General features: G+C 62.0%; 10 protein-coding genes. 5 read left to right on the top strand and 5 right to left on the bottom strand.

Features of this window, described 5'->3' with window-relative positions; all coding sequences use genetic code 11:
• The first annotated feature begins 90 nt into the window (after window positions 1–90).
• The 4 genes from FN060_RS10445 (at window position 91) to FN060_RS10430 (ending at window position 2,896) form a co-directional block, all read left to right on the top strand.
• The gene (locus tag FN060_RS10445; RefSeq protein WP_142587976.1) at window positions 91–906 is read left to right on the top strand and encodes a DUF1206 domain-containing protein; all 816 of its coding nucleotides are present in this window, start codon (window positions 91–93) and stop codon (window positions 904–906) included.
• A gap of 29 nt (window positions 907–935) precedes the next feature.
• Window positions 936–1,643 carry a phosphatase PAP2 family protein gene (locus FN060_RS10440; RefSeq protein WP_142587975.1) on the top strand — a complete coding sequence of 236 codons (708 nt, stop codon included), beginning with the start codon at window positions 936–938 and terminating at the stop codon, window positions 1,641–1,643.
• 106 nt (window positions 1,644–1,749) lie between these two features.
• Window positions 1,750–2,331 carry a J domain-containing protein gene (locus tag FN060_RS10435; RefSeq protein WP_077546671.1) on the top strand — a complete coding sequence of 194 codons (582 nt, stop codon included), beginning with the start codon at window positions 1,750–1,752 and terminating at the stop codon, window positions 2,329–2,331.
• 67 nt (window positions 2,332–2,398) lie between these two features.
• Complete coding sequence (locus FN060_RS10430) at window positions 2,399–2,896, top strand: cupin domain-containing protein (RefSeq protein ID WP_142587974.1); 498 nt, start codon at window positions 2,399–2,401, stop codon at window positions 2,894–2,896.
• Between the two features lie 9 nt (window positions 2,897–2,905).
• On the opposite strand, the gene glgB is transcribed toward FN060_RS10430, so the two are convergent.
• The 4 genes from glgB to FN060_RS10410 form a co-directional block, all read right to left on the bottom strand.
• Window positions 2,906–5,110, bottom strand: a complete 2,205-nt coding sequence (gene glgB / locus FN060_RS10425) for a 1,4-alpha-glucan branching protein GlgB (protein ID WP_142587973.1) — start codon at window positions 5,108–5,110, stop codon at window positions 2,906–2,908.
• Window positions 5,107–8,394: a maltose alpha-D-glucosyltransferase gene (gene treS, locus FN060_RS10420; protein WP_142587972.1), complete on the bottom strand. Its 3,288-nt coding sequence runs from the start codon at window positions 8,392–8,394 to the stop codon at window positions 5,107–5,109. The genes glgB and treS overlap by 4 nt, the downstream gene beginning before the upstream one ends.
• Window positions 8,395–8,406: 12 nt before the next feature.
• On the bottom strand, window positions 8,407–11,649 hold the full coding sequence (locus tag FN060_RS10415) for an alpha-1,4-glucan--maltose-1-phosphate maltosyltransferase (protein ID WP_142587971.1): 3,243 nt from the start codon (window positions 11,647–11,649) through the stop codon (window positions 8,407–8,409).
• A 70-nt stretch (window positions 11,650–11,719) separates the two neighbouring features.
• Complete coding sequence (locus FN060_RS10410) at window positions 11,720–11,983, bottom strand: DUF982 domain-containing protein (protein ID WP_244665738.1); 264 nt, start codon at window positions 11,981–11,983, stop codon at window positions 11,720–11,722.
• A 208-nt stretch (window positions 11,984–12,191) separates the two neighbouring features.
• Here FN060_RS10410 and FN060_RS10405 point away from each other — a divergent pair, with 208 nt between their 5' ends.
• Window positions 12,192–13,355: a hypothetical protein gene (locus FN060_RS10405; RefSeq protein ID WP_210310628.1), complete on the top strand. Its 1,164-nt coding sequence runs from the start codon at window positions 12,192–12,194 to the stop codon at window positions 13,353–13,355.
• 68 nt (window positions 13,356–13,423) lie between these two features.
• Here the strand turns inward: FN060_RS10405 and groL are convergent.
• A partial coding sequence (groL, locus tag FN060_RS10400; RefSeq protein ID WP_244665736.1) for a chaperonin GroEL occupies window positions 13,424–14,830 on the bottom strand: 1,407 nt, incomplete at its 5' end.

Raw genomic sequence — 14,830 nt, 5'->3', positions numbered from 1 at the left:
CGCCCCGACGCGCCTTCACCTTTTCTGTCTGGCACATGCCGGAACCGGCCGCGGGGCTGCGCGTTCGCCTGTCTTTACGGGAGAGTGCGAATGGATCGACTGAGTTCCGAATGGCTGGCGCGTTCGGGCTACGCCGCCCGCGGCATCGTCTACATCCTGGTCGGAGGCATGGCTCTGCTTTCGACTGTTGGCGGCGGGGAAGCGGATTCGAAATCAGCGATGCAGATGGTCCTCGAGCAGCCGCTTGGCGCGGTCTGGCTCGGACTGATCGGTGTCGGCTTGGTTGGCTTCATCGTCTGGCGGCTGGCGCAGGCAGTCCTGAATGCCGACCAACACGACAACAACATGAAGGGCTACATTATTCGAGCAGCTATGTTCGTGAGTGCCGCCACCTATACGGGTCTCGCGTCTTACGCCATCGGGCATGCTTTGAAGATTTCGTTCGGCAGTGGCTCCGGTAACAGCCGGGAAAGTTGGACCGCCTGGCTGATGCAGCAACCATTCGGGCCATATCTGGTTGCAGCTCTCGGCCTCGTGGTGATCGGGGCCGGTGCGGTGCAGGTGCACAAGGGTGTGACGCAGCGATACGAAAAGTTCGTCCGCATCAGCGGCGGGCATAAGCGGCTTCTCGACCTTCTGTGCATCTATGGCTTGGCCGCACGCGGAGCGATCTTTGTCATTATCGGCGTTTTCTTCCTGTATGCGGCCTGGGCTGTTGACCCGCAGCAGGGGGGGAGCACGGCGGATGCGTTGGCCTGGGTGCGGAGCCTGCCCTTTGGTGGCGTTCTCTACGGGTTGGCGGCGCTTGGGCTATTCGCCTTTGGTGCCTATGGTGTGATCGAGGCCAGGTATCGCATTATCCGGGAACCCTCCCTAAGTGAGGCACGGCATGCGCTACGAACGTGAGCGACGGCAGAGATCTTCAGGAGTGAGGAATGGTGTTTGATCAGAGGGTTGGCCGCAAGATCATCGACCGGATCTTAACGTTCGAGCCGATGAGCCTTATTCTTATTGCCGTCGCAGCCGGCGGTCTGTTTCTCTTCCTGCAGCTTACAGGAGAGGTTATCGAAGGGGATACGCACGCTTTCGATGAGCAATTCCTCCTGCTGCTTCGCTCGGCTGCAGACCCGGTCAATCCAATCGGGCCGAACTGGCTGCCGCATGCCATGGATGATATCACCGCGCTTGGCGGCGTGACCGTGCTATCGCTGATGACGGCGATGGTGGTCGGTTACCTGCTACTCGCTCGCAGAGGGAGGATCGCGCTTTTCACGCTCGTGTCGGTGGCTGGTGGATGGGCTCTGAGCGCCGCGTTGAAGGTTGGCGTGGCGCGCCCGCGTCCCGATATCGTACCGCATCTGGTCGAGGTCCATGACCTGAGCTTTCCGAGTGGTCATGCCATGGTGTCAGCCGCGACTTATTTAACGTTGGGAGCGCTTCTCTCAGGGGCCGAACCGACGCGCACGACGCGCCTTTACACGATCGGCGTTGCGGTTTTCCTCACCTTCATCATCGGTTTGAGCCGCGTCTATCTTGGTGTACATTATCCGACGGACGTGCTCGGCGGCTGGTGTGCCGGTGCGACCTGGGCCTTGATCTGCTGGCTGATCGCCCGCCGTTATATCGCCCAAACCCCGGGTTAAGTGCGTCGCTCGCCGATGGGGAAAACGAGGTTCTTGCTTGAGCAAAGCGGCATCAACCTCTAGACCTTGAGCGGCTGGAGCATGGCCGAAAATCAGGTGGGACACGTTGATCGATCCATACGAGACCCTCGGCGTCGCGCGCGACGCCGACGCCGCACAGGTCAAGACCGCTTATCGCAAGCGCGCAAAGAACGCCCATCCGGACACCGGCGGCGACATCGACGCCTTTGCCAAGCTGAAGACGTCCTACGAGCTGCTCTCCGACCCGGTGCGGCGCAAGGTTTTCGACGAAACCGGCTATGATCCGACCTTGGCCGATACCAAGGACCTCGAGGGCCTGCTGGTCTTGGAAGGCCTGATCAACGACTTCATCCTGGACGAGCGGGAACCGGGTAGTTTCGATCCGGTGGCTGCAATGCGGCGCAAGCTGACGGACAAGATCGTCAACGTCCGCTTCCATATTCTCGAACTGGAGAGACATCGGGCGAGGATCCGCAACCACCTGGATCGGATAGGCAAGCGGCCGGAAACCGATTTTCTCGGCAGCATGATGCGGGCCCGGAGTGAATCGATAACCGAGGCGATCGGCAAGGCCGAAGCGCAGATCGCGACCATCGAACAGGCCTATCAGATGCTCGATGGCTATTCCTACGAAATCGAGGTTGAGGCGAAATCGGCTGCCGAGTAGCTGTCGCCTCTGGCCATGTGCCCATTGTCGCCTAGCTTAGCATTGCGAGACGGCATGGAGGCGGCAGATGGTGATCGATCACTTCTTTCTTTCGGAAAACGACTGGGTTCCCAACAATCCGCATCTGCCGGTGATCGTCTGCCACGGAATTGCGGCGGCGGAGGGCGATCTGGCAACGACCTTCGAGAAGACCTATGCCCGCAACGGCTGGCAGGGGATCTGGCGAAACGGCATCTTCGACTATCATCACTACCACACGATGGCGCATGAAGTGCTGGGGATTGCTCGCGGCCAGGGCGTCGTCATGCTTGGGGGGCCGGCAAGCCGGGAAGTGAAGGTGGCTGCGGGCGATTGCCTGATCCTGCCGGCCGGTACCGGGCATTGCCGCTTGTCGGCCAGCGACGATTTCCTCGTCATTGGGGGCTATCCGCCCGGACAGGACCCCGACCTTCGGCGGGACGCGCCGGGCGAAGCGGGGCTCCACATCATTGCTACACTGCCGGTTCCGCAGAGCGATCCGCTTGGAGGCGAAGCCATCGCTACGCTCTGGCACAGCGACGACTGATATCGGCCGTCAGCCTTTCCAGCGCAGGTAGATGGTCGAGAGAGGTGGAAGCACCAGTTGCACCGATTGCTCCTTGCCATGCGAGGGAACCCCGTCCGTCCACGCATCGACATTCCCGAGGTTGGAGCCACCGTAGCAGGAGGCGTCAGAGTTCAGCACCTCTACCCATCGACCCGGACGTGGTACGCCCAGCCGGTAATCGTGGCGGGGCACGGGGGTCATGTTCGACAGGGCAAGAATGCAGGATGAGCGATCCTGCGACCACCGAATGATGCCGAAGATCGAGTTTTCGGCATCGTCTCCAACGGCCCATTCGAAGCCCTCTGGATGAAGGTCGCCGTACTGAAGCGCAGGTTCGGCTGCATAAAGATGGTTGAGGTCACGGATCAGTCGCTGCACACCGGCGTGCATCGGATCGTCCAGCAGGTCCCAATGCACCGAGCTGTCATGGTTCCACTCGGTTCCTTGCGCGATCTCGCCGCCCATGAAGAGCAGCTTCTTGCCCGGATGGGCCCACATGAAGCCGAAATAAGCTCGCAGGTTCGCGTGTTTCTGCCAGATGTCGCCGGGCATCTTGCCGAGGAGGGAGCCCTTGCCGTGGACCACCTCGTCGTGTGACAGAGGCAGCATGAATCGCTCGGAATAGGCGTAGACCATTCCGAACGTCATCATGCCATGATGATATTTCCGATAGACCGGATCCTCCTGCATGTAATGCAGGCTGTCATGCATCCACCCCATGTTCCATTTGAAGTCGAAGCCGAGCCCGCCTTCCTCCGGCGGACGCGTGACGCCCGGCCACGCAGTGGATTCCTCGGCCACCGTGAAGGCATGCGGACAGCGCTGGTGGATGATGCTGTTCAAGTGCTTGAAGAATTCGACCGACTCCAGGTTTTCCCGACCACCATACTGGTTCGGTATCCACTCGCCGGCATTGCGGCTGTAATCGCGGTAGAGCATGGAGGCGACCGCATCGACGCGGAGCGCATCCACATGGTAGTGCTCAAGCCATTCCAACGCGCTGGCAATGAGGAAGCCTTTCACCTCGTTGCGCCCGAGGTTGTAGATCAGCGTGTTCCAATCCTTGTGGAAGCCTTCGCGCGGATCCTCGTGCTCATAAAGGGCGGTGCCGTCGAAACGAGCGAGACCCCAGACGTCGGTCGGAAAGTGCGCCGGTACCCAGTCGAGAATGACGCCAATGCCTGCTGCATGGCATCGGTCCACGAAATAGGCGAAATCTTCCGGGGTCCCATAGCGACCGGTCGGCGCGAACAGGCCGAGCGGCTGGTAGCCCCAGGACCCCCCGAACGGATGTTCCATGATCGGCAGGAGTTCGATATGGGTGAAGCCGAGGTCGGCGACGTAAGGGATCAGACGCTGGCTGAGTTCGATCCAGTCGAGGTTGCGATTGCCATCCTCCGGGATGCGCAGCCACGATTCCAGATGCACCTCATAGACGGACATTGCGCCTTCGCCTTCGCGTACGTCATGCCGACGCATCCATTCGTCGTCACTCCAGCGGAAGGGTGCATTAGACGCGACGATCGAGGCAGTGGAGGGTGCCGCCTCGCTGGCGCGGGCTACAGGGTCGGCCTTCTGCGGCAGCGTGTGGCCGTTGCGATCGATGATCTCGAACTTGTAGCGTTCGCCCGGACCGAGCCTCGGGACGAATAGCTCCCAGATGCCAGCGGATGCGCGAAGCCGCATGGGATGGCGCCGTCCGTCCCAGGCGTTGAAGTCGCCGACCACCGAGACCCGGCGCGCATTCGGCGCCCAGACGGCAAAGCGGACGCCGGAGACATCCTCCACTTCGATCGGCTGGGCACCCAGCGCCCGCGCCAGATCATAATGCGTTCCCTGAGCGATCAGATGGAGGTCCAATTCGCCGAGGAGCAGACCGAAAGAATAGGGATCCTCCGTTTCCTGGACCGCATCGGGCCAGTGGATCTGGAACCGGTAGGTGCCGTGGCTGCCGATATCGGCGGCAAAGAGACCGCCTTGGAATACCTGCTCCATCCTCGCAATCACAGCGTCGCTGTCGGCATCGACCACGTCAACTGCCGTTGCGCCCGGGAGGAGCGCCCTGACGACATGAGTGTCACCAACCGGATGGCGACCAAGGATCGAGAATGGATCGCCATGGCGTCCCTCCACGAGAGCGTGAAGGGCACCGTAATCGAGATTGGCGAGGAGTTCAGCGCGCTCAAGGTTCATTCAGAATTCTCCAGGAGCCTCGTTGAAATTTGGGCGAAGCCTTCGAGCGGTATGGGAAGCCACTTGGGCCTGTTCCGGGCTTCGTAGGCGATCTCGTAGGCCGCCTTCTCGAGCAGGAACAAGTCCAGCACCGCATTGCGCTTCGCAGGGTCCATGTTAAGGGCGGGTGCTGCCGCGAGCGCGTCGAAATAGCGTTCGCGGAAGGCCTGTTCCGCTTCCCTGCCGAAGAAGTCCACGATCTGGTGACGTCGCGTCTGATCGGCATCCACCACGACATCCTGCTCGAGATCGGCGGTTGCCGCCAGATAGCTCAAGGAACGGAGCAGGCCGGCCACGTCGCGAAGTGGGCTCGACTTGGCGCGCCGGTCGGCGAGGTCGCGGGCAGGCTCGCCCTCAAAGTCGATCAGGTAGGCATCGCTTTCCGCCACGAGGATCTGGCCAAGGTGGAAGTCTCCGTGATGGCGCGTCATGAGGGCGCCCTCCGCCGCATCCGCGAGGCGCGCGGCAGCCGCGAGAAGCTCCTCCCGCCGCGCGAGAAGGGGCTGGACGCGCTGTGCGACGGAGGCCTCGAGGTCTGCAGTCTCGCTTGTCAGAATGTCCAGAGCGGTTTCGATCCGCGACGTGACCGACTGTCGCCAGGTCACCACGTCGTCCTGTGTCGCCTTGACCGGCTTGAAGTCCGGATCGTCCGTCTCCCGGGCGAGCGCGACATGGAGTTCTCCCAGTCTCTGGCCGATCGTGCCGGCAAAGTCCACCAGCGGCCGGAACTGGTCGTGGATGACCTCGTCCTCCCCGCCAGTAAGCAGGATTTCGTCCATGCCGCGGCGTAGATTGCCGAGCATCCACGTCCACGCATCGCCCTGGTTTCGAAGGGCGCCCTGGACGATGATGAGGGTGAAGCGGCTGCCGTCGGGGGCGATACGCGCCACTTCGCCCAGCAGGGGGGCCGTGTTCGCAAAACCGACCTTGGTGAGGTAGCGCGTCATCTCCACTTCCGGATGAATGCCCGGGAAGATGTGGCGGATCAGCTTGATCATCGCCATGTCGCCGACGATCAGCGAGCTGTTGGACTGTTCGGCGGAGAGCCAATGCACCTGCATCTCGTCGGTGATGCCCATGCAGTCCAGGTTTTCGGTGCCGATGAATTCGAGTGTCCCGGCCCGCCCGGATACCCGTGACCTCTCGCACAGGGCGCGGATGATGCCCCGGGCCATGCTTTCCATTGCGAAGCCGTCGGTCAGGAAGCCGACGCGTCGTCCCTGGCGGATACGGCCGAGCGCAAGCTGTTGGGCTAGAGCGGATGGATGCGTCTCGTCCCAGGCTGCGGCAAGCGGGAGGAGGTAGGTTTCGGTGTGACCTTCCAGATTGGCTTCCAGTTCGCCGAGCAGGATGTTGCCGACGAAGGGGAGAGGCGTCGCCGACACGAGGCTCACCCCATCCAGCCGCTCGCCCTTAGACCCGAACCAGCGGCGCTTGGAAACGTAGGCGGGCAAGATTTCGCGGGACAGGGTGCCGGCAACCCGTGCCTCCTCCAGAAGCTCGTGAAGGTCGCGGCGGATGACCATGGTCACGAGGTCCGGCAGTTGCTCCGGTGGCTCGTAGCGCCAAGCCGGTCCGTCGGCTTCCGCAACCAGCTGGAACCAGAAGAAGCCGTAGGGCGGCATGGTCATCAGGTAGGTCAGCTGGCCAATCGGCGGGAAGGGCGACATGCCCGTGAGTTCGATCGGCACACGCCCTTCGAATTCGGATAGGTCGAGTTCCACGGCCTGCGGCAGGCGCGATAGGTTTGCGACGCAGAGGATCGTCTCCCCCTGATGCTCGCGCAAATAGGCGAGGATCTTCCTGTTCCCCGGCGCGAGGAAGCGCAGGCTGCCGCGACCGAAGGCGGAGTGCTTGCCGCGCAGCGCCAGCATCCGGCGGGTCCAGTTGAGGAGGGAGTGGGCGTCTGCGACCTGTGCTTCGACATTGACCGCCTCGTAACCGTAAAGCGGGTCCATGATGGGAGGCAGGACGAGGCGTGCAGGGTCGGCCTTGGAAAAGCCGCCGTTGCGGTCTGGCGACCATTGCATTGGCGTGCGGACACCGTCACGGTCGCCCAGATAGATGTTGTCGCCCATGCCGATTTCATCGCCGTAGTAGAGGACGGGCGTCCCGGGCATGGAGAGGAGGAGCGCATTCATCAGCTCGATGCGGCGGCGGTCGCGTTCCATAAGAGGCGCGAGCCGGCGGCGGATGCCCAGGTTGATGCGGGCGCGCCGGTCAGCGGCATAGGTATTCCAGAGATAGTCCCGCTCCTCGTCGGTGACCATTTCGAGCGTCAGCTCGTCGTGATTGCGAAGGAATATCGCCCATTGGCAGTTTTCCGGGATTTCCGGTGTCTGCCGCATGATATCGGTGATCGGGAAGCGATCCTCCTTGGCGATTGCCATGTACATGCGCGGCATCAGCGGGAAGTGGAATGCCATGTTGCATTCGTCGCCATCGCCGAAATACTCGCGGGTATCCTCCGGCCACTGGTTGGCCTCGGCGAGCAGCATCTTGCCCGGATGGGTGGCATCGAGTGCCGCGCGGATCTTCTTCAGGATGTCGTGGGTCTCGGGCAGGTTCTCGTTGATGGTGCCTTCCCGCTCGATCAGATAGGGGATGGCGTCGAGGCGGAAGCCGTCAATCCCGGTTTCGAGCCAGAACCGCATGACCTCAAGGAGTTCATCAAGCACTGCTGGATTGTCGAAGTTGAGGTCCGGCTGGTGAGAATAGAAGCGATGCCAGTAGTAAGCGCCGGCGACCGGGTCCCAGGTCCAGTTGGACTTCTCCGTGTCCAGGAAGATGATACGCGTCTCGGGGAACTTCTGGTCGGTATCCGACCAAACATAGAAGTCGCGCTCCGGCGATCCGGGCGGTGCGTGCCGTGCCCGCTGGAACCAGGGATGCTGGTCCGACGTGTGGTTGATGACAAGTTCGATGATGACCCTGATGCCGCGCTCGTGAGCCGCATCGACGAAAGCCCTGAAGTCATCCATTGTTCCGTAGTCGGGGCTTACGTCACCGTAATCGGCGATGTCGTAACCATCGTCCCGGCGAGGCGAGGGGAAGAACGGCAAAAGCCAGATCGCAGTCGCACCAAGCGAGGCAATGTGGTCCAGCTTCTCGTGCAGACCCTTGAAGTCGCCGATCCCGTCGCCATTGGCGTCGAAGAAGGACTTGATGTGAAGCTGGTAGATTATCGCATCCTTGTACCACAGAGGGTCAGCAATAACCTGAGCCTGCGACTGCAGGGTATCCATTCGTAACCTCCCTTATCTCACGCGCCAGATGGCGAACGGCATTCCGGCCTCCAGCCGCAGCCGCTGCATTTTCCCGGTCCAGGTGAACTTCTGACCCGAGATCAGGTCCTCCATGGAAAGTGATCCGTGGTCCGGCAGGTTCCATGACCAGAGCGGGATTTCGACGTCCGCTTCCTGGGCATTGTAGGGATCGAGGCTGATCGCGATCAGCAGCACGTTTTCCCGGCCGGCGCTCGCCTTCTCGAAGAACATGACATTGTCGTTCCAGGCGGTGAGAAGCGTGAGGCCCAGATGCGAGTGGAGTGCCGGGTTCTCCTTGCGGATGCGGTTCAGGAGGCCGATCTCGTGCTTGATGTTGCCCGGCCGGTCCCAGTCCCAGGCCCGGATCTCGTACTTCTCGCTGTCGGCATATTCCTTGCGCTTGGCATCTGGTCGACCTTCGCAAAGCTCGAAACCGTTATAGACGCCCCAGAGCCCGGAAAGGGTCGCCGCGAGAGCTGCCCGGATCAGGTAAGCCGGGCGGGGCGCGTTCTGGAGGAAGTCGGGATTGATGTCGTGCGTGTTGACGAAGAAGTGCGGGCGGAAGAAGTCCTTCGGAGCTTCGGTGGTGATCTCGCGCATATATTGCTCGAGTTCCCACTTGGCATTGCGCCAGGTGAAATAGGTGTAGGATTGCGAAAATCCGATCTTCGCCAGCCGGTACATGACCTTGGGCTTCGTGAAGGCTTCCGACAGGAAGATCACGTCCGGGTGGCGGGAGCGGATGTCGGCGATCAGCCATTCCCAAAACGGGAAGGGCTTGGTGTGCGGGTTGTCGACCCGGAAAAGCTTCACGCCCTGGTCCACCCACATTTGCACGAGGTCACGAAGCTCCTGCCATAGCGCAGGAACGGCGTCCTTGGCATAGAAGTCGACATTGACGATGTCTTCGTACTTCTTGGGCGGGTTCTCAGCGTAACGGATCGTCCCGTCCGGCCGCCAGTCGAACCAGCCTGGGTGCTCCGTCAACCACGGGTGGTCGGGGGACGCCTGGATCGCCAGATCGAGGGCGATCTCGAGGCCATGCTCGTGCGCTGCGGCGACGAGGCGGCGGAAGTCCTCGAAGGTTCCAAGCTCGGGGTGGATTGCGTCGTGGCCACCTTCCTCCGAGCCGATCGCATAAGGGCTTCCGGGATCGCCCGGCAGCGCCTTCAGGCTGTTGTTGCGTCCCTTGCGGTTGGTCGAGCCGATCGGGTGGATCGGTGGGAAATAGAGGACGTCGAAGCCCATCTCCCGGATAGCTGGCAGGCGATTGATGACGTCATCAAAGGTCCCATGCCGGTTGGGATCACCGCTCTGCGACCGGGGGAAGATCTGGTACCAGCTGGCGAATGAGGCTCCGAGCCGCTCGGCGTCGAGGGGGATGATCTGCGATCGGAGCCGGAAAGGTCGGCGATCTGCCTTGGCCATGAGTTCGGACGTCTCGTGTGCAAGCAGGAGCTCGATCCGTTGCGCGTCCGAGGCCTCGTCCAGATCATCGACAAGTCTCTGCAGCCGGGTCTTTAATGCTGCTTCCGCCGAAGCAACGGCGTCCTTGATCAGGTTGATCCCTTCCTGGATCTCCAGCTTAAGGTCCAGCCGCGCGTCGTGCTTCTTGGTGAACTCGTAGCGGAAGATGGCGAAGGGATTTCGCCAGGCTTCGATCGCGAACTCGTGGCGGCCCATGCGCCGTGGCGTGAATTCCGCCCGCCAGCGATCGTTCTCGAACAGCTGCATGCGGACTTCCTGCCAGTCGTCCTCGTCAGCCGGCCGCCACAGGAGCACGGCCGCCAGCGGATCGTGGCCGTCGCCGAATATGTCTGCCTCGACCCGGACGGTCTCGCCGACCACCCGCTTCACTACGAAGCGGCCTTCATCCACGGAGGGCGTGATCTTCTCGATCGCCAGGCGTGGTGCGGCCGCCGCCACTGCCAGATTCGGAAGCGAAGACGCGGAGAGGATTGGCTTGGAGACGCGACCTTCCAGGACGCGCACTTCCGCCGGCTTCAACCTTGGGCCGGAGGAGCCTTCGATCTCTTTCAGTGGCAGGAATGACGACGCGAGCTGGTGGATAGCATTGAGGGGAGGGGCTGCCGTCTGCCTCAGGTCGCGGTTGACGAGGACCACCCGCAGCCTGTCGGAGCTCCGTAGATCTTCACGGTTCGACTGCACGATAGCGACGACCTGTGTGTTCGCTGCAGAGATCAGGGTGAAAGGACGTTGCTGGAACTGCCCCTGCTCCTGTCGAAGTGTATCGTTGACAGAGCGAATCTCACCGCCGATGTCATAGGTCGACTGATCCCTCAGACCTGCGAGCCCCAAGCCATCACCGAACATCTGGTCCAGCGGTGTGGAAACGCCGAATTCAAAGCCCATGGGCATCATGAGGCCGCCGCCGAAGTGGCTAGCAAGCTTCAACGACCGCAACGCCTTTCGCTGCAGGACCTCGCAGCCCTCCGACCCGTGGGCGAGCCGCTTGCCGTAGGGGGCTTCTGGAAAAGCGATCTGGACGCCCAGTCCACGCTGGACGTCATGTTCTTCGGAAAGCCAGCCGTCCTGCAGGTTCCACCATGCGAAGGAGGAAAAGCAGCCGTCCATCCCTGTGTGGCTAAGGCCGCGTCTCCGCTCAAAACCGGTGCCGGGGGTCCAAGCGAAAAACGAAACCTCTTGTCGATGGTTCCGCGCCGCCTTGATCAGTGACGACCATGCTTCCTCCGGAACCCTCTCGATGCCGAGGCAGCGGAAGCCGGAGATCCCGCACTCCACGAGCGTGCCGATCCGTTTCCGCCATTCCTCGAGATAGTTGTAGGTCGTCTCGCTCGGGAAAAGGTCGACGGACTGGCTGCAGCTGGCATCGGGACCGATCCGAGGATCAGCCGCTATATCGCCGGTCCCGCGATCTTCGCGCGCAAACCGGTCGATGACGAGGTCGAGCATGAGCCGGAGGCCTTGGTCTGCCGCCATCTTCGACAGACGGGACAGGCCGTCATCGACTTCCTCGCCGAGACCAAGGTCGGCGTCCAGTTGATCGAAGGTCCTTGAGACGAAGATGCTCGTCCTGCTTCCGCGCTGGAACAAGGGAGCGGTCAGGACGCTATCGAAACCCAAGGCCTTCGCATGAGCGAAAACCTCATCCCAAGCTTCGTATCCCTTCAGTAGAAGAGGGTGGACGTAGTAGATGCGAGGGGGCTGTGTAAGGCGGGAGACCGGAGCATTGAATGTGGGAACAGAATTCATCGCAGGGGCCTTGGCGTTTGCTTCGAGAGCTTAACGACAAGGCCGCGGGCTTGTTCCCTTCGAATACGTCCTAGTTCAGGTGCGCCTCGGCAACGGCATCCTTGAAGGTTTCGCGCGCAACTTCCGCGGATTCGCGGCCATCCAGGGCGGCAAGGCAGGCATACCGCGCCTTGACGAAGCGGGGGCCTTTGATGTTGGGCCAGTGATGATCCAAGAGATCGAGCGCCTCAAACGCGCTGGAGACGGCGGTGACGCTGGTTGTCACAGGTTTTTGCCAAGGAACATTCTGCATATCATCCTCCCATGATGTCAGGTCTTCCGGCCGGATGGCCAAGACGTCCAGTGAACGTCCAGGAGTTGCAGCAGTTGCACTGCCCGTGAAGTGTAACACGACCCCAACTCAATCCCACTATCTTTTTGACGCACCGCGCCCCGGTGGAATTGTAGCGTGTCCTTAAATTAGTTCTTCACCCTGAAACCAGTCATCGCTCGACAGGTGTCTGCGAGAGTCTAGCCTACGGCCTCCAAACCTGGGGGACTGCATGCGTTTACCGAAACTCTTCACACTTCTTGGCCTTTCGCTCGTGATCGCGGCATCGCCGCTCGCCTTTGGCGCGGCCGACTTCTCATCCTTTGCGTTGGCCAAGGGAGGCGACGGTGGCGGCGGAGGAGGAGGTAACGGCGGCGGCGGCGGCGGCGGCAACGGTGGAGGCGGCGGCAACGGCGGCGGCAACGGTGGAGGCGGCGGCAACGGTGGAGGCGGCGGCAACGGCGGCGGAGGAGGGAACGGCGGCGGTGGCGGCAACGGCGGTGGCGGCAATGGCGGCGGGAATGGCGGCGGTGGCGGCAACGGTGGCGGAGGTGGCAGGAGCGGCGGCAACAGTTCTACCTCCCATGGCGGGAATGGTGGCGGTTGGAGCAGCCTCTTTGGAGGCATCTTCGACGGCGGTAAAAGCAGCGACCGTCGCGGCGGCAAATCCGGAAATTCATCGAAGGGGGGCGGCAAGTCTGCGAAGTCGGGGTCTTCCGCCAAATCCGGAAAGACAACCAAGTCGACGAAGGAAACCAAGGCGCGATCAGCTCAAACTACGAAGGCCGGCAAGGCTGCCGTGACGCGGGTGGAGAAGACCCGCAGCAAGCCTGCCCTAGTGGCGGTTCCAACCAAGAAGCCGGCGGCACAGCTCGCGGGCCTGAATTCCCTGAACCGCAACTACAAGGCGCTGATGAACTCGGCCGATCCGCGCATCAGCGCAATCTCGGCATTCGCGATCGCCTATGCGCAGTATGAGATCGCCAACGGTGCGCCCCCGGCCATTGATGATCCAGAGTTGGGCGACGCAGCACTGGAGGCAGCACTTGCTGCGGCTACGAAAGGCGGGACCCTGAGCCCGGAAGCCCTGTCATGGTCCAAGGAGGTGTTGGGCGTTGGCACGACGGTCGGCAAGATCGACGAGGTGCGTCAAGCTCTCGAGCTTCAGGCGGCCATCGCAGCCAATCCCCCTCACGAGGACGAGGCTGCTCTAGAGGAGGGCGAGCCCGTCGAGACGGCAGAGGGCGAGGACGTGGCCACTGATGGTACAGGGGAGGAAGCCGTCGTCGAAGAGGCGGAGGATCTCAGCAGTGATGAGGACCCCGACGTCGCTGCGGATGCCAGCACGGACAGTGGCACGGCTCCTTCGACGGAGGCGGTCGCCCTGCCGCTCTGAGAGAAGCCTGCGAGATCTAGATGGAGAGCAGCCCGGCCCTTGCGAGGCCGGGCTGTCCTGTAGACTGACTAGAAGTCCATGCCTCCGGCAGGCACTGCGGGAGCGGCTTCCTTCTTCGGCTTTTCGGCGATCATTGCCTCCGTCGTCACCAGAAGGCCAGCAACCGAGGCTGCGTCCTGGAGCGCGGTCCGGACGACTTTGGCCGGATCGATTACGCCCATGGCGTAAAGGTCACCGTACTCGTTGGTCTGGGCGTTCCAGCCGAAGGAGAACTCGGTCTTCTCGCGCAGCTTGCCAACAATGATGGAACCTTCGGCACCGGCATTCTCGGCAATCTGGCGTACCGGAGCCTCGATGGCGCGGCGGACGATTTCAATGCCGACCTTCTGGTCGGGGTTGGCCGTCTTCACGTCACCGAGAGCCTTGACTGCACGTAGCAGGGCTACGCCGCCACCCGGGAGGATGCCTTCCTCGACGGCCGCGCGCGTAGCATGCAGCGCGTCGTCAACGCGATCCTTCTTCTCCTTCACTTCGACTTCCGTCGAGCCGCCGACGCGGATCACGGCAACGCCGCCAGCGAGCTTTGCAAGGCGTTCCTGCAGCTTCTCGCGGTCGTAGTCCGAAGTGGTCTCCTCAATCTGCGCCCGAATCTGATTGGCACGACCCTCGATTTCCGCCTTGGAGCCGGCGCCGTCGATGATCGTCGTATTCTCCTTCTCGATCGACACCTTCTTCGCGCGGCCCAGCATGTTGAGCGTGACGTTCTCCAGCTTGATGCCGAGATCTTCGGAGATGACTGTGCCGCCCGTCAGGATAGCAATATCCTCGAGCATCGCCTTGCGACGGTCGCCGAAGCCGGGAGCCTTGACGGCGGCAACCTTGAGGCCACCGCGCAGCTTGTTGACGACGAGCGTTGCGAGGGCTTCGCCTTCGACGTCTTCAGCGATGATGAGGAGCGGCTTGCCCGACTGAACGACGGCTTCCAGGACCGGCAGCATGGCCTGCAGGTTGGAGAGCTTCTTCTCGTGGATCAGGATATAGGGATCCTCGAGCTCGACGCGCATCTTGTCCTGATTGGTGACGAAGTAAGGAGAAAGATAGCCGCGGTCGAACTGCATGCCTTCGACGACTTCGAGTTCGGTTTCAGCGGTCTTGGCTTCTTCAACCGTGATGACGCCTTCATTGCCGACCTTCTGCATGGCTTCAGCCAGATAGCGGCCGATCTCGGTGTCTCCGTTCGCAGAGATCGTGCCAACCTGGGCGATTTCGGAATTGTTGGAGATCTTGCGGGCATTGTTCTTCAGTTCGGAAACCACCGCATCCACGGCGAGATCGATGCCGCGCTTCAGGTCCATCGGGTTCATGCCGGAGGCAACGGCCTTGGCGCCTTCCTTGACGATGGCCTGGGCGAGAACGGTTGCAGTCGTGGTGCCGTCGCCGGCCAGGTCATTGGTCTTGGACGCGACCTCGCGCAG

Source organism: Pseudorhizobium halotolerans (assembly GCF_902153235.2).
Classification (GTDB): domain Bacteria; phylum Pseudomonadota; class Alphaproteobacteria; order Rhizobiales; family Rhizobiaceae; genus Neorhizobium; species Neorhizobium flavum.
Note: the sequence above shows the minus strand (reverse complement) of the source record. Positions and strands in the feature narration are given on the sequence as shown.

What these genes read in the sequence shown, in the direction of transcription:
- FN060_RS10430 (WP_142587974.1), top strand. Translation starts at nt 2,399, where the DNA reads ATGGTGATCGATCACTTCTTTCTTTCGGAAAACGACTGGGTTCCCAAC.
- FN060_RS10405 (WP_210310628.1), top strand. Translation starts at nt 12,192, where the DNA reads ATGCGTTTACCGAAACTCTTCACACTTCTTGGCCTTTCGCTCGTGATC.
- glgB (WP_142587973.1), bottom strand. Translation starts at nt 5,110, where the DNA reads ATGAACCTTGAGCGCGCTGAACTCCTCGCCAATCTCGATTACGGTGCC.
- FN060_RS10440 (WP_142587975.1), top strand. Translation starts at nt 936, where the DNA reads ATGGTGTTTGATCAGAGGGTTGGCCGCAAGATCATCGACCGGATCTTA.
- FN060_RS10445 (WP_142587976.1), top strand. Translation starts at nt 91, where the DNA reads ATGGATCGACTGAGTTCCGAATGGCTGGCGCGTTCGGGCTACGCCGCC.
- FN060_RS10415 (WP_142587971.1), bottom strand. Translation starts at nt 11,649, where the DNA reads ATGAATTCTGTTCCCACATTCAATGCTCCGGTCTCCCGCCTTACACAG.
- treS (WP_142587972.1), bottom strand. Translation starts at nt 8,394, where the DNA reads ATGGATACCCTGCAGTCGCAGGCTCAGGTTATTGCTGACCCTCTGTGG.